Annotated in this window: 16 protein-coding genes; 11 read left to right on the top strand and 5 right to left on the bottom strand. The window is 34.4% G+C overall.

Annotated elements, in window-relative coordinates:
• Window positions 1–218 precede the first annotated feature (218 nt).
• The gene (locus QUE35_RS05150; RefSeq protein WP_022601862.1) at window positions 219–4,736 is read left to right on the top strand and encodes a translocation/assembly module TamB domain-containing protein; all 4,518 of its coding nucleotides are present in this window, start codon (window positions 219–221) and stop codon (window positions 4,734–4,736) included.
• 126 nt (window positions 4,737–4,862) lie between these two features.
• Here QUE35_RS05150 and QUE35_RS05155 read toward each other — a convergent pair whose 3' ends face one another.
• Window positions 4,863–6,038, bottom strand: coding sequence for a glycosyltransferase (locus QUE35_RS05155; protein WP_022601863.1), 1,176 nt, complete (start codon window positions 6,036–6,038; stop codon window positions 4,863–4,865).
• 304 nt (window positions 6,039–6,342) lie between these two features.
• Here QUE35_RS05155 and QUE35_RS05160 point away from each other — a divergent pair, with 304 nt between their 5' ends.
• The 3 genes from QUE35_RS05160 to QUE35_RS05170 all read left to right on the top strand — a co-directional run bounded on the left by QUE35_RS05160 (window position 6,343) and on the right by QUE35_RS05170 (window position 10,710).
• Entirely contained in the window at window positions 6,343–7,146 is an 804-nt protein-coding gene (locus QUE35_RS05160; RefSeq protein WP_031258769.1) for a polysaccharide biosynthesis/export family protein, read from the top strand.
• Between the two features lie 31 nt (window positions 7,147–7,177).
• Window positions 7,178–9,508 (top strand): GumC family protein, encoded by a 2,331-nt coding sequence (locus QUE35_RS05165; protein WP_022601867.1) that lies wholly within the window; start codon window positions 7,178–7,180, stop codon window positions 9,506–9,508.
• Window positions 9,509–9,954: 446 nt separating this feature from the next.
• The gene (locus QUE35_RS05170) at window positions 9,955–10,710 is read left to right on the top strand and encodes an O-antigen ligase family protein (RefSeq protein ID WP_244925455.1); all 756 of its coding nucleotides are present in this window, start codon (window positions 9,955–9,957) and stop codon (window positions 10,708–10,710) included.
• A gap of 23 nt (window positions 10,711–10,733) precedes the next feature.
• Here QUE35_RS05170 and QUE35_RS05175 read toward each other — a convergent pair whose 3' ends face one another.
• Entirely contained in the window at window positions 10,734–11,849 is a 1,116-nt protein-coding gene (locus QUE35_RS05175; RefSeq protein ID WP_022601871.1) for a glycosyltransferase, read from the bottom strand.
• A gap of 445 nt (window positions 11,850–12,294) precedes the next feature.
• On the opposite strand from QUE35_RS05175, the gene QUE35_RS05180 reads away from it, so the two are divergent.
• From QUE35_RS05180 to QUE35_RS05205, 6 genes are all read left to right on the top strand, one after another.
• A complete protein-coding gene (locus QUE35_RS05180; RefSeq protein WP_022601873.1) occupies window positions 12,295–13,503 on the top strand; it encodes a glycosyltransferase in 1,209 nt (402 codons plus the stop codon).
• 690 nt (window positions 13,504–14,193) lie between these two features.
• Window positions 14,194–14,391 (top strand): acyltransferase, encoded by a 198-nt coding sequence (locus QUE35_RS13740; RefSeq protein ID WP_416337132.1) that lies wholly within the window; start codon window positions 14,194–14,196, stop codon window positions 14,389–14,391.
• Window positions 14,392–14,469: 78 nt separating this feature from the next.
• Window positions 14,470–15,534 carry a radical SAM protein gene (locus QUE35_RS05190; RefSeq protein WP_009319545.1) on the top strand — a complete coding sequence of 355 codons (1,065 nt, stop codon included), beginning with the start codon at window positions 14,470–14,472 and terminating at the stop codon, window positions 15,532–15,534.
• An 85-nt stretch (window positions 15,535–15,619) separates the two neighbouring features.
• Complete coding sequence (locus QUE35_RS05195; RefSeq protein ID WP_022601878.1) at window positions 15,620–16,735, top strand: glycosyltransferase family 4 protein; 1,116 nt, start codon at window positions 15,620–15,622, stop codon at window positions 16,733–16,735.
• 11 nt (window positions 16,736–16,746) lie between these two features.
• Window positions 16,747–17,160: a lipocalin-like domain-containing protein gene (locus tag QUE35_RS05200; protein ID WP_022601880.1), complete on the top strand. Its 414-nt coding sequence runs from the start codon at window positions 16,747–16,749 to the stop codon at window positions 17,158–17,160.
• 5 nt (window positions 17,161–17,165) lie between these two features.
• Window positions 17,166–18,638 carry a capsule assembly Wzi family protein gene (locus QUE35_RS05205; RefSeq protein ID WP_022601882.1) on the top strand — a complete coding sequence of 491 codons (1,473 nt, stop codon included), beginning with the start codon at window positions 17,166–17,168 and terminating at the stop codon, window positions 18,636–18,638.
• 39 nt (window positions 18,639–18,677) lie between these two features.
• Here the strand turns inward: QUE35_RS05205 and QUE35_RS05210 are convergent, their stop codons facing one another.
• Window positions 18,678–19,523, bottom strand: a complete 846-nt coding sequence (locus tag QUE35_RS05210; protein ID WP_147404865.1) for a hypothetical protein — start codon at window positions 19,521–19,523, stop codon at window positions 18,678–18,680.
• Between the two features lie 224 nt (window positions 19,524–19,747).
• Window positions 19,748–20,452, bottom strand: a complete 705-nt coding sequence (locus QUE35_RS05215) for a YiaD family glycine zipper/OmpA-like lipoprotein (protein ID WP_031258780.1) — start codon at window positions 20,450–20,452, stop codon at window positions 19,748–19,750.
• 326 nt (window positions 20,453–20,778) lie between these two features.
• On the opposite strand from QUE35_RS05215, the gene QUE35_RS05220 reads away from it, so the two are divergent.
• A complete protein-coding gene (locus QUE35_RS05220; RefSeq protein ID WP_022601888.1) occupies window positions 20,779–21,468 on the top strand; it encodes a superoxide dismutase in 690 nt (229 codons plus the stop codon).
• 64 nt (window positions 21,469–21,532) lie between these two features.
• On the opposite strand, the gene QUE35_RS05225 is transcribed toward QUE35_RS05220, so the two are convergent.
• Window positions 21,533–21,796, bottom strand: a complete 264-nt coding sequence (locus tag QUE35_RS05225) for a type B 50S ribosomal protein L31 (RefSeq protein ID WP_009319538.1) — start codon at window positions 21,794–21,796, stop codon at window positions 21,533–21,535.
• Window positions 21,797–22,066: the final 270 nt, after the last annotated feature.

Here is a 22,066-nt window from a genome sequence, read left to right on the forward strand (position 1 = left end):
TTTCTGCGGACGAAATTAATCATTAAAAGGGAATTATTAGGAAAAGCATCCGATTTTTGTTTACCCAAAACACAACTTTTTACGCAAAATGTTATATTTTGCATAATTCTTTTAACAATATTATAATCACAAATCAAGAATAAATGTTGCATGATCGAAAAATTCGACAACGTCAAAGATTTATTCTCCGAAAAATGATAAATTTGTACCACATTGTCATGAAACAGATATTCAAGATTTTCAAATACATAACAATCAGCATATTAACGATTTTAATTATCGTATATGCCGGACTTTATTTATTGTTGAGCATACCCGCTGTTCAACAGGAAATCAAGAATATAAGCGAACGTGAACTATCTCAAGTATTAGAAACGAAATTAACTATAAAACAGGTACAGCTTTTCCCGTTCAATAAAGCAGTATTGGAAGGGCTTTGTCTATATGACCAGAAAAACGATACATTGCTTTATGCTCAAAAACTAACTGCCGGATTTTCCCCTTTTGCTTTATTGGAACATCAATTGATATTTACAACGGCCCAACTTTTCGATTTCAAAATCGAAATACAACGGGATTCTTCAAATTCACAAACCAATCTCCAATTTTTAATAGATGCTTTTACTCCTCGAAAAAAGAATCGTTATAAACCGTTCGATATACAGCTTAATACTATCCTGATTCGCCGGGGAAGTATCCGTTATGATATTTTATCCGAACCGTACAAAGATCCGGGAACTTTTGACAAGAACCATATCCTTTTGGACAAAGTAGTATCTACCGTATCACTAAAAGCTTTACGGAAAGACTCTATAAACATCAATGTCAGGCGCATCAGTTTTGAAGAAAAATCGGGCTTTTCATTATCAAAATTGGCATTTAAGTTACAAGGGAACGAAGATAAAGCGACATTGTCTAATTTTCGGCTCAATCTTGCAAATTCACACCTGAGTATCCGAAAAACAGACATCGACTTGTCAAAGACAAATACGCTGAAACAATTCTGTGACAGTACGGATTTGAATTTCAATATTGATGAAGCTCATGTCGTATTAAAAGACATTGCTCCTTTTGCTCCGATCTTACGGAACTTTTCTACCCCGATAGATTTGACATGTAATATCGGCGGAACTATAAACAACCTACGACTCGAACACATGAATTTATCTTATGGAGAGAAAAGTATCCATTTGAAAAGCAAAGGTAGTCTCGATGGCGTTACATCACCACAAAATGCGTTCATATTCGGTGAAATACAAGAATTGAATGCATCTCCCAAAGGAATACAATCTTTAATCAACGATTTATCTTCGGTCCGCAAAGATGTGAACCCGATTCTTGCTCATTTAGGAACAGTTAGTTTTCACGGTGAAATATCGGGATTTATAACTCAATTGATCACCTTCGGAGAATTTGACAGCAATATCGGAAAGTTACGGGCGGACATGATGATCTCCCGGAATGCAAAAGAAAATCTGGCATATAAAGGAACTGTAGAAACTTCAGGGCTTCAAATCAGGGAGCTTCTGCCCCAAGGGAATCCCTTGGGAGAAATCAGTTTTAAATTTGATCTCGATGGACACCACCCGCATAATGAAATGCCCGAAGGTAAAGTCATTGGAGATATAGGCCATATCGACTTTAAAGGATACACATACGAGAACATCAGCCTGAACGGGAACTACAAAGGTTCGAAATATGACGGCACTCTCAATATAGACGATCCGAACGGGAACTTGCAAATGAACGGAACTATCGATCTATTAGATAAGCGTCCGATATTTCAATTAGTAGCACGAGGTGAAAATATACGTTTACAGGAACTACAATTAGCCCCTCAATACTCAAACTCGACTTTAGGATTCATTCTCAGTGCCAATTTCGAAGGAAATAATCTGGATAATGCAGAAGGAGTCTTATCGATAGACACCCTCTCTTTTAACAATAACGGAAAAATATTCTCAACTCGAAATTTTCATATCGAAGCTCACAATGAACAAACTCCTCAGTCAGTAAGCATCGAATCGGACTTAATATCAGGAAGAATATCCGGCCGATATTCTTTTAATACACTAAAGGACTCTTTCACTCGAATGTTAGCATCTGCGCTACCTTCACTCATTCAGCCACCTACCTCTAAACAAGTAGCACAAAACAACTTCACTTTTAACTTCGAGATTCAGAACAGCAATCATTTATCGGATGTTCTCGAACTGCCTTTTATTTTAAAAAATCCGGCAAAAATATCAGGATTTTTCAGTGATGAAAACCGCAATTTCAGGATAGAAGGAAATTTGCCCGAATTTCAAATAAAAAACATGCGCTTTGCTTCGGCGGGAATCTACGCAGAAAAACAAAAAGAAAATATTTCTTTCCAGCTTGGAGCTATGCTACTTAACAAGCAGGACAAACAGATTCATTGGAATGTAGCTGCAAAAGCTCATGACGACTATCTTGACACAAAAATCAACTGGAGCAACTCCGGTACGGCAACGTTTTGTGGAGAATTATCATCCCAAAGTAAATTTATCAAAACCGAAAAATCTGCCGATGCCGACATACATATCAACCCGACCCAACTGATACTGAATGACACAATATGGCAAGTCTCCCCGTCCCAAATCAACATTAACGATGGTAAAATACAAATCAGCCATTTCGAAGTAAGACATGATTCTCAATTTTTACGTCTTGACGGTAACATATCAAAACTTCCTGAAGATGAATTGACTTTGCAATTGAATGACATCAACCTTGATTATATTTTCGGATCACTGAATATCAAACATGTCGTTTTCGGAGGTCAAGCCACGGGTATATTCAGCATCGCCGGATTACTGAATAAAGAAATCCGCCTGAGTACAAAACAGTTTGATGTAATTAATTTTGCATACAATCACTCTTTATTGGGAAATCTTCATCTATTCAGCCAATGGGAGCGAGAAACAAAAGGTATTTTACTACAAGGTAAAATATCTCAATCGAATACAGATGATACCCGGATCGAGGGATATATATTTCCGACCAGAGATTCGCTACATCTGTCATTCGATGCAAATCGGCTGAACCTTGAATTTCTCCGTCCGTTTATGGATAATATTTTAAGCAATGCGACAGGACGGGCCACCGGAAAACTGGATTTTTACGGGAAATTCAAAGCCTTAAACGTAACAGGAGATGCTTTTGTCGATAATTTTACTTTCGACATCGGATATTTGAACACGTCATTTTCCGTTACTGATACCGTACACATGACTCCTACTTCGATATATTTTAATGATGCCTCGTTGCGCGATCGAAATGGGAAACTCGCTAAGGTCAAAGGTATATTGCATCATAAAAACTTCAAGAATCTCAGCTATGATATCGGGATTTCAGGATTACAGAATTTTCTGGTATATAATATGACAGAAAAACTCAGCCCTATTTATTACGGCACAATATATGGAAGCGGAGCTGCAACTATCAACGGGGATCTTGTAAAAACGAATATAGATGTCAATATGAGTACCGGACCGAACTCTAAATTTACCTATGTTCTTACGGGAAACGAAACAGCAAGCGATTACCCGTTCATTACTTTCATAAATAGACGTGCATTGAATTTTGAAAAGCAGAAATTACAACAGGATAGCATCGATACTCCGATTTCTACTCCGGTTATTGAAAAAAAGAATCATTTATTAAATATAAATCTTCAAATCGATGCTACTCCCGATATAACGATGCAACTGGTCATGGACCCGGCCACAGGAGATATAATCAAGGCAAACGGAACTGGGGCAATGCGTATAGAATATAATACGTTATCCGACATGAAAATGTATGGTACATATACCTTGGAAAAAGGAAATTATAACTTTAATTTGCAAGATCTTATCACAAGAGATTTTGCCATACGTTCAGGAAGCAGTATCTCGTTCAGAGGTACACCTCTGAATGCCGAGCTCAACATCGAGGCTTATTACGCACTGACAGCAAATCTACAAGATCTGGATGAAAGTTTTGCCGATGATAAGGAACTGGCAAGAACGAACGTTCCTGTTCAAACGGTTTTACGTCTTACCGGAGATTTACAACGTCCCGATTTTAAATTCGATTTGAATTTTCCGACTTTAAGTCAGGATGTTGACCGACGGATACGCAGCATTGTCAGCACTGACGAGATGATGAACCGGCAAATCATATATTTGCTGGCACTAAACAAATTCTATACTCCGGATTATATGAACGTGGGACAGGCCCGAAATAACGAACTCGTTTCGGTAGCCTCATCGACCTTATCCTCACAGTTAAGCAATATGCTCGGGCAAATTAGCGACAAATGGAATATCGGTACAAATATCCGAAGTGATAAAGGGGATTTCTCTGATGTAGAATTCGAACTTGCTTTATCAAGTCAACTGCTCAACAATCGATTAATATTTAACGGAAATTTCGGATATCGAGATGACGCCGTAAACAGCAATACATTTATCGGTGATTTCGACTTAGAATATTTACTCAGCAAAAGCGGAAATTTACGCTTAAAAGCATATAATCACTACAATGATAAAAACTACTACATAAAATCGGCCCTGACAACTCAAGGCGTAGGAATCATGTATAAACGTGATTTTACAAAATTTCAGGAACTATTCCAGCGCATAGGAGAATCGATACATCGTCTTTTCAAAAAAAAGAGAAACCCGAAAATCAAAGATAACACACAAACTATCACAGAACAAGAAAAATAATTCTTTATATAAAATCGAAAGACTTAAAAAATACTTCCAAAAGTCTATTCAATCTATCTAAAAACTTGTTCTAATTTTCCGATACAGAAATTCACGAAACCGACTCGAGCAAAATTAAACAGACTTTTACAAATTCTGCCATGTAAAATTTTTACTTTTACTACAAATCCCGATAATCTTATAATATAGATTAATTACAGACTGTAAAAGATCAAAAACTGGAAGTAAAAAGAATAATTTATTGGATGATAATCTTTTTGCAGATTTACGATATATGGTTACTTGTACAATAAACCGTAATAACCAAAACAAAAACGATACAGCCGAAAACAACAGATTATAATAAAGTCCGTAAACAAAAAATAAAACGATCGAAATATAAAATAAATACACGGTCATTCGCTCAAAGCCAAATACAAACTTCGAATCGGTCTTTAAATAGGCAGCAGTAAAATCATACCTTAACTTTAATTCTCTCCAAGCCTTAAAATTATTTTCATAATGAATTACCATTCTACTTTCAGGAGAAAGTTCGATACGGGTATTATCTGCCGTCGCAACCTCATTAATAAATAAATCATCGTCTCCATAATGGAGATTTAAATGTTTGGAAAAACCTTTATTTCTGAAAAACAGATCTTTCCGATAGGCAAGATTATATCCTTCGGCCATATAAGTCTTATGCAATAGAATATAAGAGATATAACGCAAAGTAAACATTAACCGATCATAAGCGACGTATCTTCTTTTCCGTTGCCCCTCCCCGTCTATATATGCGTATCCTGCTACGATATCCACTCCTTCAACAAAATTCCGCATCATATAAGTAAGCCAATCACTTCCTTCAGGTGCACAATTGGCATTTGTCAACATTACAATATCATGCTTTGCCGCCTTAATTCCAACCGTTAAGGCCAATTTTTTCCGGCTAAGGCTTCGGGCTTCATCCGGAATATAAGTTTGATATAAATTGTCATATTCAGATTCTAAACGGGTCACAACATCACGAGTCTCGTCTGTAGAACCGTCATTTACAACAATCACATCAAAATCGGGATAGTTTTGTGACAAAATCGAAGGTAAAAAAACCTCTAAATGCTCAGCGTCATTTTTAGCATACACGATGACAGATACTCCCGGCTGTTTATCGGTATATGGGACATCTCCTTTTTCTTCCGATTCCAGATATTTCAAGGGTTTTCGGTAAAAATATAGATAATAGAATATCTGAATCGAAAAAAGAATAAACATTACAATAAAAAAAATGATCTCTATACCATTAAAATCAAAACTGACCTGCATATTTCGTAATATTTTATGCAAACGTACACAATCTTTTTTTATGAAACAAAACCTATTTTTGAAATAAAAAATACTCTAAAGCAAATGGCAATAAATTATCAGAATAATTTTATATCAAAATAAATATTTGGTAATAAAGCAGATATAAAACACGCTACATTTTACAAAAATTTTTATTCTACAACGACAATAAAAAACAGAAAGAACCGTTACATAATTAAGTGAGCAAATTTTATTGGGAACATACGATAAAAAGGCTATATTTGTCCCATTGAATTATGTTTATCTGCAAAAATTATTTTTAATGAAAACAAATATATTTTACTTATTCCTTATTTCCGTCGCCTTTTTCTCTTGTAAAACACAATCAGATATTGCTTATTTTCAAGACTTAGAAAATAAATACGACCAAGGTATAGCAATCGATACTTTATTAAACTACGAATCTAAAATTATCCCGGACGACATATTATCTATCTATGTATCGGCAGAAGATCCTAATGCGGTAGCAATGTTCAATCTTCCAGCTATCAGCTATTTACAAGCCGGTGACACTGAAATCAGCGGAACGCCGAAACTTCAAACATATCTTGTCGATAAATACGGATATATCAATTATCCGCAACTCGGTAAAATTCAAGTTGCCGGATTGACAACGAGACAACTCGAAACAACAATAAAAAAAGAGATCGAGGCATACGTCAAAAGTCCTTTAGTAACAGTAAACACTCTTAACTCTAAAATCGTCGTCTTAGGAGAGGTAAACAAACCCGGAGTATTAAAAATAGAAAGTGAACGTGTATCCATCCTGGATGCAATCGGTATGGCTGAAGATTTAACCATATACGGAGAAAGAAAAAATGTATTATTAGTCAGAGAAAAAAACGGAAAAAAGGAATTTTGCCGGTTCGACCTGACCGATCCAGCAATTTTTTCATCCCCATATTACTATTTACAAAAAAATGATGTCATATACGTAGAACCTAACAAAGCCAAAAAAGCTACGGCAAAATACGGATCAGACAAACAGTTTAATATAACAATCACATCAACTATCATCAGTGCTGTATCTACAATTGCAGCCTTATTTATTGCAATATTTAAATAAGTTATCAACCTGAAAGGCTTCATTACATATTATGGAAAATATAAATTCTTCAAACAACAATGATCAGATAGATGTTGTTTCTCTTTTTAAGAATTATATAAAACATTGGTACATCTTTGCTATATGTATAATAGCGTGTACCGGTGGAGCGTTTTTATATTACAAGCTCAATAAACCCGTATATCAAATAAATGCAAACTTTTTGGTTAGTCAAGACAACGAAAAAGGATCAAATCCCCAAGCATCTCTTCTAAAAAGTTTTTCTTTCGGAAGTGCTCTCGGAGGGGGAATTGTCGAAGACGAAATATTTATCGTATCTTCTCATTCAATGCTATATGACGCAGTAAAAAAACTCGGATTGAATAAAACTTACACAATTCATAGGGATTTTATAAGATCCGTAAATATATATCAGACCCAACCTGTTGATATTTATATGCCGTCTACATTAGAAGATACACTAAGTAAAAGTTTGACCTTTAAAATAAAAGCCTCTAAAAACGGGATTATAACAGTAGATGCCAAAAGAGGCCGTAAAAAAATAGGATACAAAAAAACAGACAAGTTTCCGGTTTCCTTATCTACAGTATACGGGAATTTTATTTTCAATAAAACTCAATACTTTAAAGAAGGAAAAAGTTTAAATATGGAAATTACTTTAGCCCCATTCGATGAAGCTGCAGAAAATGTAAAGCAAAATATAGATATATATTTACCGGATAAAAAAGCGAATGTTATAGGATTAAGTACAAAAGAAACAAATATTCAAAAAGGAAAAGACCTTCTCAATACTATCATAAATTTATATAATAGCAAGGGCCTTATCGAAAAAAAACAGGAAGCCCTTAACACGGCAAATTTTCTTGACGAAAGAATCAATATTCTTACAAAAGAACTATCTAATGCAGAAGAAGAAATAGAAACATATAAAAAAGCCAATAATCTCACGGATATTGGATCGGAAGTGAAAATCATTCTTGAACAATCCGGAGAATTCAGGTCAAAGTTGATTGAGACAGAGACTCAATATCAAATTATAGAATTAATCGAATCTTTTTTGCACAACCCTGACAACAAGTATTCATTAATTCCTTTTAATACGAAATTATCAGAAAATTCTTCACCGATTGAAGATTATAATGAATTGATATTAAAACGAATAAAACTACTTCGTTCGGTAAAAGAAAACAGTCCTGCCTTACAAAGTCTGAATGAAGTTATCGATGCAACAAGAAATAATGTTATAAACTCTATTAAGGAGACTAAATCCAGCATAAATATAACATTGAATGACTTGCAAAAACAAGAAAATGCTTTTGTTTCGAGAATTAAAAATATGCCGACTCAAGAAAGAGAGTTCATATCAATAAAAAGACAACAAGTAATAAAAGAAAATCTTTTCCTCTTCTTATTACAAAAAAAAGAAGAGAATGCATTGACTTTGGCAAGCCAGACTCCTAAAGGACAAATCATCGACCAGGCTTATAATCAAAACAGACCTGTAAGTCTATCCAAATCCATGTTACTTTTGATAGGTCTTGCATTGGGACTAATATTACCTATCATATATCTCTATCTCAAAGATATAACACGAACCAAATTCTCGACAAAAGAAGAACTCCAAAAATTAACCAATTTACCAATACTTGGAGAAATGTGTACCAACACGTCTAAAGATCATATTATAGTCAAAGAAGGTCAATACAGTTCCGGAGCAGAATTATTCAGATTAATACGTACCAATATACAATTTTTACTAACCAACCAAAACGAAAAAGTCATTTTAGTTACATCAAGTGTAAGCGGTGAAGGCAAATCATTTATATGCAGTAACTTTGCAGCATCATTGGCTTTATTGGGGAAAAAAGTAATTTTAATCGGAATGGATATACGAAGCCCCAAATTAAAAGAATATTTAAACATACAACAAACCGACAAAAAGGGCGTAACGAACTTTTTAGCTTCCAATAATCTTTCTTTACAAGAAATTATTATACCAAATGCCATTCAAAAAAATATGGATGTAATTCTTGCTGGCCCGATTCCCCCCAATCCAGCAGAATTATTATTAGGTAACCGGATTGAAGAATTATTCTCCGAATTAAAAAAAGAATATGACTATATCGTTGTCGATTCAGCTCCGGTAGGAATGGTATCCGACACATTCAGTCTTACCCGGATAGCAGATGCAACAGTTTACATTTGCAGAGCTAATTACACACACAAAGACAATATCAAATATGTAAATAACCTTGTAGCAGAACATAAGTTGAAAAACGTTGCATTAATCATTAATGGAACTCCGGCAAAACAAGGCTATGGCTACGGTTACGGACAGACACAGAAATCACAAAAAATATGATTTCGCTTACAAGGACATATTACGTTTTTTTTCTATTTACATTACTTTTCGGTTTTTACTTCTACAATACTTTCGGTATAGAAATTGTAGATGAATTACTAATATTTCTATTACTATGCTTTAGCGGAATACATATTCTCACGACTAAGAAAATCTCTAATTATAAGGGTCTGTTTCTTGTCTTGGGAATTCTCTTCGTATACTTGTTTCACAGTTTGTTTAACTTAAAAGTTAATACTCCTAAAGCCGTAGTTACAGACTTTGTCATTCAGTTAAAGCCTCTCATTGCATTTTTTTGTACATACGCAATTGCACCTAAATTTTCTGTCAAGCAAAAAAAAATACTACGAAATATTTGTCTGTTTTTGAGTTTCGTTATGTTAACCGTTTGTCTTCTCGGACAACTTAAAACCGTATTCTTTCACGTAGCATATGCCGGTATTAACATGACTATTATTGCCTCCCTCTTTTATCTATGTAGCGAAGACACATCCAGAAACAGGATTTTCACCATACTATTATTATCAATAGGTCTATTCGGCACTCGCTCAAAGTTTTATGGATTCTTTGTTTTAGCAATTTTTGTTTTTTTCTGGTTCAAGCCGGAAATGCTAAAAAAAATTCGTCTAAAATATATCTTGTTATGTATAATTATATTTGCCGTAATCATATTAGTTGCATGGAGAAAAATCAATTATTATTTTATAGGAGCAGATATTGACCAAACAGAAGAATTTACCGAAACCGCAGCAAGAGCAGCTTTATATGCAGTAACACCTTCTATAATATCAGATTATCCTTTTTTAGGGACAGGATTAGCTTCCTATGCAACTCACGCTTCAGGAGAAATCGGATATTCCGATATATACAGCAAATACGGACTCGATAACGTTTACGGGCTTATTGAAGGAGACTGCCGGTTCATATCCGATACATTCTTTCCCGAATTAGTTCAGTTCGGTATTATAGGAATTATTCTATACATCGTTTTATGGAGATTTATCATTAAAAAATTATATCAAGCATACAATGAAAACGGGAAAGTACAATTCCTAAAAATCGGTTTGTTAATGATAGGTTTTATTATGATCGAATCAGTAGCCGGATCTGTATTTTTACAAGGAGGTGGTATATGCGCTATGATAATATTAGCTTTAATAATAAAAAGTGCATTTATAGAAGAATCTCCTCAAAACGCATAAATTACATAAAAATCTATCTATAATTAATTATTTCTATCAGACATCTTTTTATTGAAAAGAGCGATAAATTTACCAGCTACGGCTTCTACCGATAATTGCTCTCTATAAATTAAACAATTATCTACATAGTACTTATTATTTCGAATGATCTCCATCATATCATGTTCATTCCAATTATCCTTTGCTATACCTAATTTATTCTGAATCACATCATAGCTGCTATAAGGTACTAAATTGGTAATCACAGGTGTTGCAACAGCAATCGATTCGGACAAGCTTATCATATTCAACTCCATCCTTGAATTTAATAATATTGCTTTCGCATGAGAAAGATACTCATTTAGCTCTACATGCGACAAATGACCTAAAAAAATTACACTATTTTCTAAATTCAACTGTTTTACCAAAACTCGAAGATCCTCATATAATATGCCTGTCCCCGCTATATATAAGCGATAATGCAAAAGATTATATTTTTTTAAAAAGAGGTCAAATTTTCGAATTATGCTCTCAATATTTTTTCTATAAATTAATTGTCCTACTGTTATAAAATAATCAACTTTATCCGTACTATATTTCAAATTATCAAAATTCATACCATGCACAATTATTTCATTTGACGTATTGCGATGATAATTTAAAATAAAAGAACGAGCCGCATAAGAGCGAGGCACGACAAAACATCTGCGCATAAAAAACCGTCCAATAATGTTATACCAAACCTTAGAGGGTATTTTTTTCATTTTTCGATTATGTACTCCAAGTTCTTGCCAAACAAAAACTTTTGAAGGACAAATCATACATGCAAAGAGAGAAGGGAAGGCAAATATTTCACTCGAAATAATAAAATCAAAATTTTTAGCATTATTCTTCAAAAACTTATACAAAGATAGAGAAAAAGGTAATACACTTGGTAAAAATATCTGTTTCAATTCAGATTCAAAAAACAATATATCAAACTCATATTCCTCCAAAACGGATGGTTTGTAATCTGCTGCTGCTGCAAGAGTTACCTCATGACCTAAATTTTTGAATCCGACACACAGATTATAAATCATCGTATCTTTAATGCTCTTGACTTTAGGAATAATATTATTTTCAGCCGTAAACAAAATTGAATTTAATATAAGAACTTTCATGTATAATAAACTTGCTTAAAATCGTCCGAACTCACTATAAGTATAAACAAAAATACCTTTTTTATTTAAGATATACAATGTCATCTACAAACTTTTCAATTAATGAGAGTAGAAAAATTTGTAAAGCTTGTCAAGTATCTGTCTAAATTTTCCGATAAGAAAATATTATCAGATCATTTTTGCATTTTCTCTCGGTCTGTTTTCCCATTTGCACTCGTCCAATCCCCCTCTATCCTCCTCATAAGAACAAAAAATATCCACGAAAGAAACTCTCAAATCTAACCTAAGCAAAATTTAGACGACAGACTCTTAACACTTATTATTCTTAAAAACATTTTTAATCAGTATATGGAAAAAGTCTTACCAACATATTACATACATTACAAAAAAAATACTATCTTCGTTATTGCTAGAATCAAACCATTTTAATATAGTTTTCTGGTATATGATAAAAAAAGAACGCATACTTTTAGTTAATAAATTCTATTATCCTCGTGGTGGAGATTGTATGGTTACCCTAAACCTTGAAAAATTACTGAAAAGCAAAGGACATGATGTCGCAACATTCAGTATGCAGCATTCACAAAATATAGAGTCTCAATATTCTCCTTATTTTCCTAACGAAATATCCTTTTCAGGCAACATTAAAAATAAAGTAAATGCAGCAAAACGGATATTTGGTATAGATACTATAAAAACAAAATTCAATCAATTATTATTCGATTTTCAGCCGGATATTGTTCACCTACATAATATTCACTCTTACCTGTCTCCCATAGTTGCCAAACAAGCAAAGGCATACGGTTGTAAAGTATTCTGGACTATGCATGATTATAAACTATTATGTCCAGCGTCTGCTTGTTTAAATAAAAATCAAATATGCCAACAATGTTTATCTGACAAAAAACAAGTCGTCATAAACAGATGTCTAAAAAACAGCTTAACAGCGAGTTTACTCGGATATATTGAATCTATATATTGGTCAAAAGAAAAATTAGAACAATGGATAGAAGCATTCATCTGTCCTAGCCAATTTATGGCCGATATGATGATAAAAGGAGGTTATTCTCCTAACAAAATAAAAACACGATGCAACTTTATCGAGAAAGAAAAAATCGATTTCATAAAACAAAATTTCTCCAATGAAAGAAGTAATCACTACTGCTTTATCGGAAGAATTTCACAGGAAAAAGGAATCAAAACTTTACTCGAAATAGCCGATAATCTTCCTTATAAACTCATAATTGCAGGAAACGGCCCATTATTAGAAACACTAAAAAAAGAATATGCTTCAGAAAAAATAACATTTACAGGACACTTATCTACTCAAGAAGTAGCAGATCTATTAGGAAAGGCCAAAGCCTCAATAATTCCGTCCGAATGGTATGAGAATAATCCCCTAAGCATAATAGAATCGCTATGTATGGGAACTCCCGTTATCGGCTCACGAATCGGAGGAATTCCCGAACTTATCACGGAAAATAACGGAATACTATTCGAACCATTTGACAAAGAAGAATTGAGAAAAAGTATTATCGAACTATTCGAGAATAAAAAATTTGATTATGAACAAATATCTCAAACTGCTATAACCCAATTCTCAGAAGAAAATTATTATACTCATCTTTGCAATATATACCGACAGAGCATTTAAAGAACATATCTCTACATAATATCGATATAAAATCATCCTTCTATAAAATAAATTTTTATTCATACCGTTATAGTAGAGATTACATTTTTCAAATTTTTAGATAAATAATTTCTCTTCTAAAAATTCTGAATAGCAATTTTGGAAAAAATAACGAATATCTCCATCTTTGCATTTAGATATATAGGATAAATGAAACACTTTATAGAAAATATAATCCATAAACTCGGGAAAAAAGATTATAAACTTGATAAGAATCTTACCAGCAAAGGTTTAATAATCGAGGTGCTATCTAAAATACCCTGCATTATACGGGGATCGATAAAAAAAATCGGACTAAAAAAATCTTCCGGAATATTATTTGCCGGACGCCATTGTAAACTCCGCCATAAATATCTGATTACTATTGGGAAAACACTGACTTTAGGCGATAATGTCGAGATTAATGCACTATCAAAAAACGGGGTAAAAATAGGGAATAATGTCACTATTCTAAAAAATTCTATTATCGAATGTACCGGAGTAATCAGAGAATTGGGAGAAGGTATAGAAATAGGTGACAATGTCGGTATTTCTCAATCATGTTTTATTCAAGTACGAGGGAATGTAAGAATAGGCTCTTACGTTATCATGGGTCCCGGAGTATCTATATTTTCAGAAAATCATAATGCAGACAATACTGACGAATATATTATGAACCAAGGTGCGACCCGAAAGGGCATAACTATTGAAGATGGAGTATGGTTAGGAGCTAAATGCACGATTTTAGACGGTGTTACTATCGGCAAGCATGCGATCGTCGCGGCCGGTAGTGTCGTAACAAAAGATGTTCCTGCATATAGCATTGTCGGAGGTGTTCCTGCAAAACTTATCAAAAATCGCAAGGAATAAAATAACATCACAAATCATTCTGTAAAGAACGCTTATTTTATTATTTTTGTGCCTTATTACGATTTACAATCAGACGATATGGCAATTTCATCCCCTACAGATATGTGCATCATCACTACTTACAGGTGTCCGATGCAATGTAAAATGTGCAGTATATGGCAGAATCCAACAGAAAAAAGCAAAGAAATACAAGTAAAGGAGCTCGAAAAACTCCCCAAAGTAAAATTTGTGAATCTCACCGGAGGTGAACCATTTGTACGGGAAGATCTTGAAGAAATTGTCGAGGTAATGTTTCGGAAATCTCCACGGGTAGTGATTTCCACATCCGGATGGTTTGAAGATAGAGTCATAAAACTGGCCGAGAAATTCCCGAACATAGGTATCAGAATCAGTATAGAGGGGCTATCATGTAAAAATGACGAATTAAGAGGAAGAGCCGGAGGTTTCGATAAAGGATTACGGACACTCATGCTCCTCAAAGAAATGGGAGTAAAAGATATTGGTTTCGGCATTACTGTTTCCAATAATAATTCCGAAGATATGCTCTCTTTATACCGCCTCTCAAAAAATTTGGGAATGGAGTTCGCCACTGCGGCATTTCATAATTCTTATTATTTCCACAAACACGACAATGTGATAACCAATACAAACGAGGTTATCGACAACTTTACCCGTTTAATTGAAATGCAAATGAAAGAAACCCACCCCAAATCTTGGTTCAGAGCATTCTTCAATATGGGGCTTATCAACTACATTGAAGGAAACCGCCGTATGTTACCTTGTGAAGCCGGATTAGTAAACTTTTTCGTTGATCCCTATGGAGAAGTTTATCCATGTAATGGACTTGAAGAAAAATATTGGCAGGAAAGTATGGGTAACATTCGAAATGTAACCGATTTTAAAGAAATTTGGGAAAGCGAACAGGCTGCACGGGTAAGAGAATTAGTACGCAAATGTCCAAAAAATTGCTGGATGGTGGGAACTGCATCTCCTGTAATGAAAAAATATATTCAACATCCTATACACTGGGTATTAAAAAATAAATGGAGATCTATGACCGGAAAGCCCGTATGTATCGATAAAAAATGGTATGATGTAGGACAAGATCCCGAACAGGGGAATTTAAAGGAGAAAAGCAAATAATCGGTCTTCCTTTAAATTCGACAAATTATATACGAAAATAGATCCTCTCTCCGTTATATATTAGTGTGTCTATCTGCATATTTCCATGAAATCTGAAAGAAAAATAAAAATCATTGTTACCGGGACAAGAGGCATTCCTGATATTTTAGGGGGAGTAGAGACGCATTGTGAAGAATTATATCCTCGTCTTGCTAATAACAAATATACAATCACTATTGTACGACGTAGCTGTTATATTACTGATAATATTCGAATAGATAATTATAAAGGAATCTCTTTAAAAGACATTTACGCTCCCCGTAAAAAAAGTCTGGAAGCCATCGTTCACACCTTTTTGGCTATCCTATATGCAAAAAAATCACATGCCGACATCTTACACATTCATGCGATAGGGCCTTCATTGTTAATACCTTTTGCCCGAGTATTAGGTTTAAAAGTAGTCATGACTCACCATGGTCCTGACTATGACCGCCAGAAATGGGGACATCTAGCTAAATGGATGCTTCGCACCGGAGAACGAATGAGTGCAAAATATGCAAATGAAATTATCGTTATTTCCAGTGTAATCGACAATATTCTTCGCGAGAAATATGGTAGAAATGATACTCACTTGATTTTTAACGGTGTAACTCTCCCTAAAAAATCCCAATCAACCTGTTATATCGATCAGTTAGGATTAACTACCCATAAATATATATTAGCAATGGGAAGATTTGTCGAAGAAAAGGGTTTCGATTTACTAATAAGAGCATTCTCTGCATTGAAACAAAATAAATATAAGCTGGTAATCGCCGGAGATGCCGACCACCCTTCGGCATATTCAGAAAATCTGAAACGACAAGCTCTGGAAGAACATGTTATATTAACAGGTTTTATAAAAGGGGAAAAACTGAATGAGATAATGTCTAATGCAGCATTGTTCATACTTCCTTCTTTCCATGAGGGCTTGCCTATATCTCTTCTCGAGGCGATGAGTTATGATTTAGATGTGCTTGTCAGTGATATTCCGGCAAATCGGTTACCGGAACTAACTCTTGATGATTATTTCAAAACCGGCTCGATTCCCGATTTAAAAAATAAGTTACAATATAAAATCGAGAACATACAGCTTGACCGAAAGTACGATTTGTCTTCTTATAACTGGGATAATATCGCCGAACAAGTCGATTCGGTATATCAGCTTATCCTAAACAAAAAATAATTTGAAATATAATGATAAAAAAATTTCTGCCATTATCGACCATTATTCTAACATTACTATTTTCCGGCTGCAATAAGGATAACGAAAATCTTATCAGAGGAAAATGGCAATTAAGACACATCGACATGCCCAACAACAGCCAAATATCGACAGATTCGGTATTTTACAGTTTTCAGTTGAATATATTCGAATTGGCGACATTAGTACAGGGAAATGACTTTAGTGCCGAAAAAACAAACGGTATCTATACCATAAAAACAGACTCTATTTTTATGACAGTAACACCATCTTACATGGGAAATGCACTAAAAAGTCCTTATTATGGATGGCATACCGCTGAAAAAAACTTTGCAATCAAAAAATTAGATCATTCGGCACTAATATTATCCTGTAATGACACCATCTACACATTTCGTAAATTCTGATCTTTATGCTAAAAAAAATAATTATACTATTCCTCCTTGTTTTCTTCGGCTCTATATACAGCATTATTCATGCACAATTCACCCTCCAATACAGTGCAGAGACAAATATAATTACAGGAAATGGAGAATTTACTCCTTTTTATTTAATGAATAATCGCGGAGGTGTAATTTCATTCACCCCGAATAACGGTTATCTAAGAGCAGGTGTGAGCAAAAAAATCGATAATGACAAACGTTTTTCATACGGATTCGGTATCGATCTTATCGGATCATACAATAACGATGCAACAATCTATTTACAACAATTATACGGTGAAATAAAATATCGTTGTCTCGGACTTATGATAGGTAGTAAAGAACAATACTCCCTGATGCGTGACAGAGAACTGAGTAGCGGAAGTATGGTTTGGTCCGGGAACAGCCGTCCGATACCACAAGTATCGGTAGGAATACCTCATTTTGTCAATTTTCCGGGAACAAATGGATGGATGCAAATTAAAGGAGAAATTTCTTACGGTATATTTGTTGATGATGCTTATCAAAAAGAGCATAAAGGAGAAGGGAAACCCTACAGCAAACATGTTTTGTATCACCGTAAATATCTAATATTAAAATTTGAAAAAGAAAAACCTTTTTACGGTTCGATCGGAATAGACATGGCAGCACAATTTGGAGGTACAATATATGATAACCCCAATTTCAAAACTTCCGTAACCAAATTTCCATCAGGAATCAAAAGCTTTTTTAAAGTATTCGTACCATTATCCGGAGGTAATGATTCCCCACTAATAGATCAGGTAAACGTTACAGGCAATCACTTAGGCAGTTATCTCTTAGAAATAGGTTATCGTAAAAAAAACTGGCATGCAAAATTATATCATGAACGTTATTTTGATGATCATTCAGGCATGATCTTTAAAAACAAATGGGACGGATTATGGGGAATAGAATATAGAACTATCAAGAAAAAACTAATAACCGGTGCAGTATTCGAAATAATGAATTCAAAAGATCAAAGCGGTCCGTTCTTATTCGATAAAACAGAAGAATTGCCTCTAAAAACAAGCGGAGCTGATTTTTATTACGGACACATGGCATACAACGGGTGGACACATAGAGGACATACGATGGGAACACCGTTTATCGCTTCGCCCGGTTATAATACCGACGGATTTCTCGGATTTAAAAGTTCCAGAAGTCTTGCTTTTCACGCCGGGATAGACGGATACATATTTTCAGAGCTCTCATACAAAATTTTAGCAGGGCATCAACAAGGCTGGGGTACTGGATATTTACCTTTTACCCATATCACACACGAATTTTCAGCTTTAGCAGAAATAAATTACCGACCTGAAAAAATTAAAGGTTGGACATTTCGATTATCGGGAGCATTTGATAAAGGTACTCTGTTCGGAGACAATTGGGGAATACAAATAGGTATACGGAAAGAAGGTCTTTTGTTCAGCACAAAGAAATAAAACCGCAGAAAAATTTATCCATAACAAGTTAAACGATTCTTAAAAACAAGAAATACGAACATAAGTCCGGTCATCAAAAGAACAATTTCCGGGAAGAACGCCTTTCGTACTTTTGTTATTTTTATCACAGCCCATTCCTATACACAAAGGGTCTGTTTCTATTTGATGACAAAGAGCCTGTTCTGTTTCCTGCAATGTCCCATACAGATCAAAATAACCGTCGGTTGCCAAAACAATAGAACGGTCACCAACCGGAATAATCCGGATTAAAGCATAATCGACTGGAAAACCGTCTAATACAATATAACGATACTCAGAATTATCATCTAAATTATTTTGCCACAAATACTGTCTCTTCAACATAGGATATATAAACTCCCGGCCTATATCCCGTTTCTGTAACTCCTTTATCGAAGATCCGTCCCGCAAAGCCGAACACAAAACAAAAGATCTTAGCTCAGAAAGTATAGAATCTATCTTTTTATTATTCTTAAAACAGCATTCCCCTATTTTACACTGGCAGTCACCGATAAGCCAAACTTCATTTCGAGAATGACAATAAACAGCAACACTCGCAGTTAATCTTGTTTCAGGGAATTGCTCTACAAGATCTAAAATATGATTTGTTTTATAATACCGAATAATGCGTTCATTTATAATATTCACAAACTCTGATGCCGAAATTCCCGAAGGTAACCTCTGAACCTCATCCGAAATAATTTCCATTGCCTTCCTTCCGGTAGTAATACCATCTATCCTATAATCAGACTTGGAAGTCGCCCCATCAATCACCACAACATAATCTGGTGTTGCAACCCATCCGTCTTCACATAATCCGGTTAAAGACTTACCTTTTACAAAGGATTCTTCTATTACAAAACTCATTTTTATAACCATTTTAATTTTTATTTTCCGATGCAAAAAATCAATCAGATCACCTTTGTGTTTTGCTTAGCCTGTTTTTCCGAAAATATCAACCCAAAAACATCCGCACAACATTTAACAGGTTCTTACAAAGAAAGACTTTTCATTTGAAAAACCAAAAAGGTGCAGAAAGCAATATTGCTTTTCTACACCTTTTCACCAACACACACATCAAAAAAATCTATTTATTGAGCATTCTGAATCATTTCCGGAGCTGCCGTAATATATATTTCCACTCTCCTATTTTGCGCACGCCCTTCCGGAGTCGCATTCGATGCCACCGGATCATTCCATCCGAATCCTTTTGCAGAAACACGACTCGAACGGACTCCGTCACTGACCAAGTAATTGACGACCGACTCTGCACGTTGCAGAGACAAACGTTCATTGAGTTGTTGACTTCCAGTATTGTCTGTATAACCGAAAACTTGTACATTCGTCTCAGGGTTCTGTACCAAATTTTGAGCGAGTTTATTTAAATCGGCTTTAGAAGAAGCATTTAACTGAGAAGAATTAATCGCAAATAAAATTCCATTCTCAAAAGTAACCTTTATCGCCTGCAAATTATTACTGTCTTTTACTTTCTCGATCTGTGCATTTTTTAGCTGAGCTTCAAGTTCCTGCTGCTGCTTATCCATTTTCCGACCGATCAAAGCTCCTGTACCAGAACCTACAGCAGCACCGATCAAAGAACCTATCCATGCACCTTTGCCACCTCCTACCAATGCCCCGATCCCTGCACCTGCTGCAGCACCAGAACCAGCACCGATAGTAGCACCTTGACCGGTTTTAGACATACCTTGCCATGCAGAACATCCTGTTTCTGTCAATAAGCTGATACACAATATTATAATTATTCCATAACGGAACTGTTTACCATATCTATTCATCATTTTCAAACTTTTGTTTTCAATAAAACAGTAAAAGGTTATAGAAAGTTCTATCTTAACTATTAAAATATTTGCAATTTTCTCCAATAAAATCTATACGAGTTTGTTTAGACCTTGCTCGAGTCGACTTTAAAAACATTTTTCTTGTCTTCACAAGAATAACAACAGGTTACCTAAAGAATAAAAATGTAAAAAACAGATCGAAAAAAATAAAAACGAACTAACTGATTTTCTGCATCGGAAAATTTAAATTGGTTCTAAAAAAGAACCATTCTCGCTTTCTATGGTTATTATAATAAAATGTTCCTATAAAAATAAATTACCAAATGAAAAGACTAAAGCAGATAACAATAGTACTGGTTTTATCAGGATTTATTTTCACTCAAAATCCATACGCCCAAAATAATATAGTAAAAACAAAATCCGAAAATAGAGAAATTGTTCTTCCTCCTCTTCCTTATGCCGAAAACGAATTAGAACCGTACATCAGTGCACAGACAGTAATGCTTCATTATGGTAAGCACCTAAAAGGCTATATTGATAATGTAAATCGTTTAATAAAAGAAATATCTAATCTGGAAGGAAAAGACTTGGAAACAATTGTCAAACAATCGGAAGGCTCTCTCTATAATAATGCCGCCCAAGCATGGAATCATATTTTTTATTTTGACGCTTTTTCTCCGCATGCACAACATTTACCATCTGGCAACTTAGAAAAACAAATAAATAAACAGTGGGGAAACTTCGAAAATTTTAAAACAGCATTCACCAATACGGCAAATAATTTATTTGGCTCAGGATGGGTATGGTTAATCAAAAATAAAAACGGAACACTGGATATTATTGGAGAAAGTAACGCAGGTAATGTTTTAAAAGGAAATGGAAAACCTCTATTAGGCGTCGATATTTGGGAACATGCTTATTATTTAGATTACCAAAACCGAAGAGCAGAACACATCGACGGACTTTGGAATATCATAGACTGGAGTATTGTAGATAGAAGATATAATGAATAAACGAATATAAACAAAAAGGAGTGATAATATCACTCCTTTTTGTTTGAAATATCTATAATATAAATTATTTCTGCTTATTCTGCATATGTTTAGAATAACGGCTCATAAACTTATCAACACGTCCTGCAGTATCCACCAATTTCTGTTTTCCGGTAAAGAACGGATGTGAAGTATTCGTGATTTCAAGTTTTACCAACGGATATGTTACCCCGTCTATCTCAATAGTTTCTTTAGCAGCTACAGTAGAACGAGTAATAAATATGTCATCATTAGACATATCTTTAAATACTACCGGACGATAATTCTCAGGATGAAGACCTTTTTTCATTATTATATCTTTTTAATTATTTCAAATAATATAAATCCACGTTGGTAAGCGTGACTTTTTTGTAATGGCTCGCAAATGTATAAAGAAATTCTTATACACGAAAATTTTTCCAATTCTTTTTACATAAACAAGGAATAATAGAAACCCATCTAATTTTTACATAAAACTATTTTTGAGTAAACTTTAAACAGGCTCTTAATATCTCTTATCATGAATAGAGAAATTATAAAATATAAAGGGCTACTGCTTTTTTAAAATTTAATCTTGTAT

Source organism: Coprobacter fastidiosus, from assembly GCF_030296935.1.
Classification (GTDB): domain Bacteria; phylum Bacteroidota; class Bacteroidia; order Bacteroidales; family Coprobacteraceae; genus Coprobacter; species Coprobacter fastidiosus.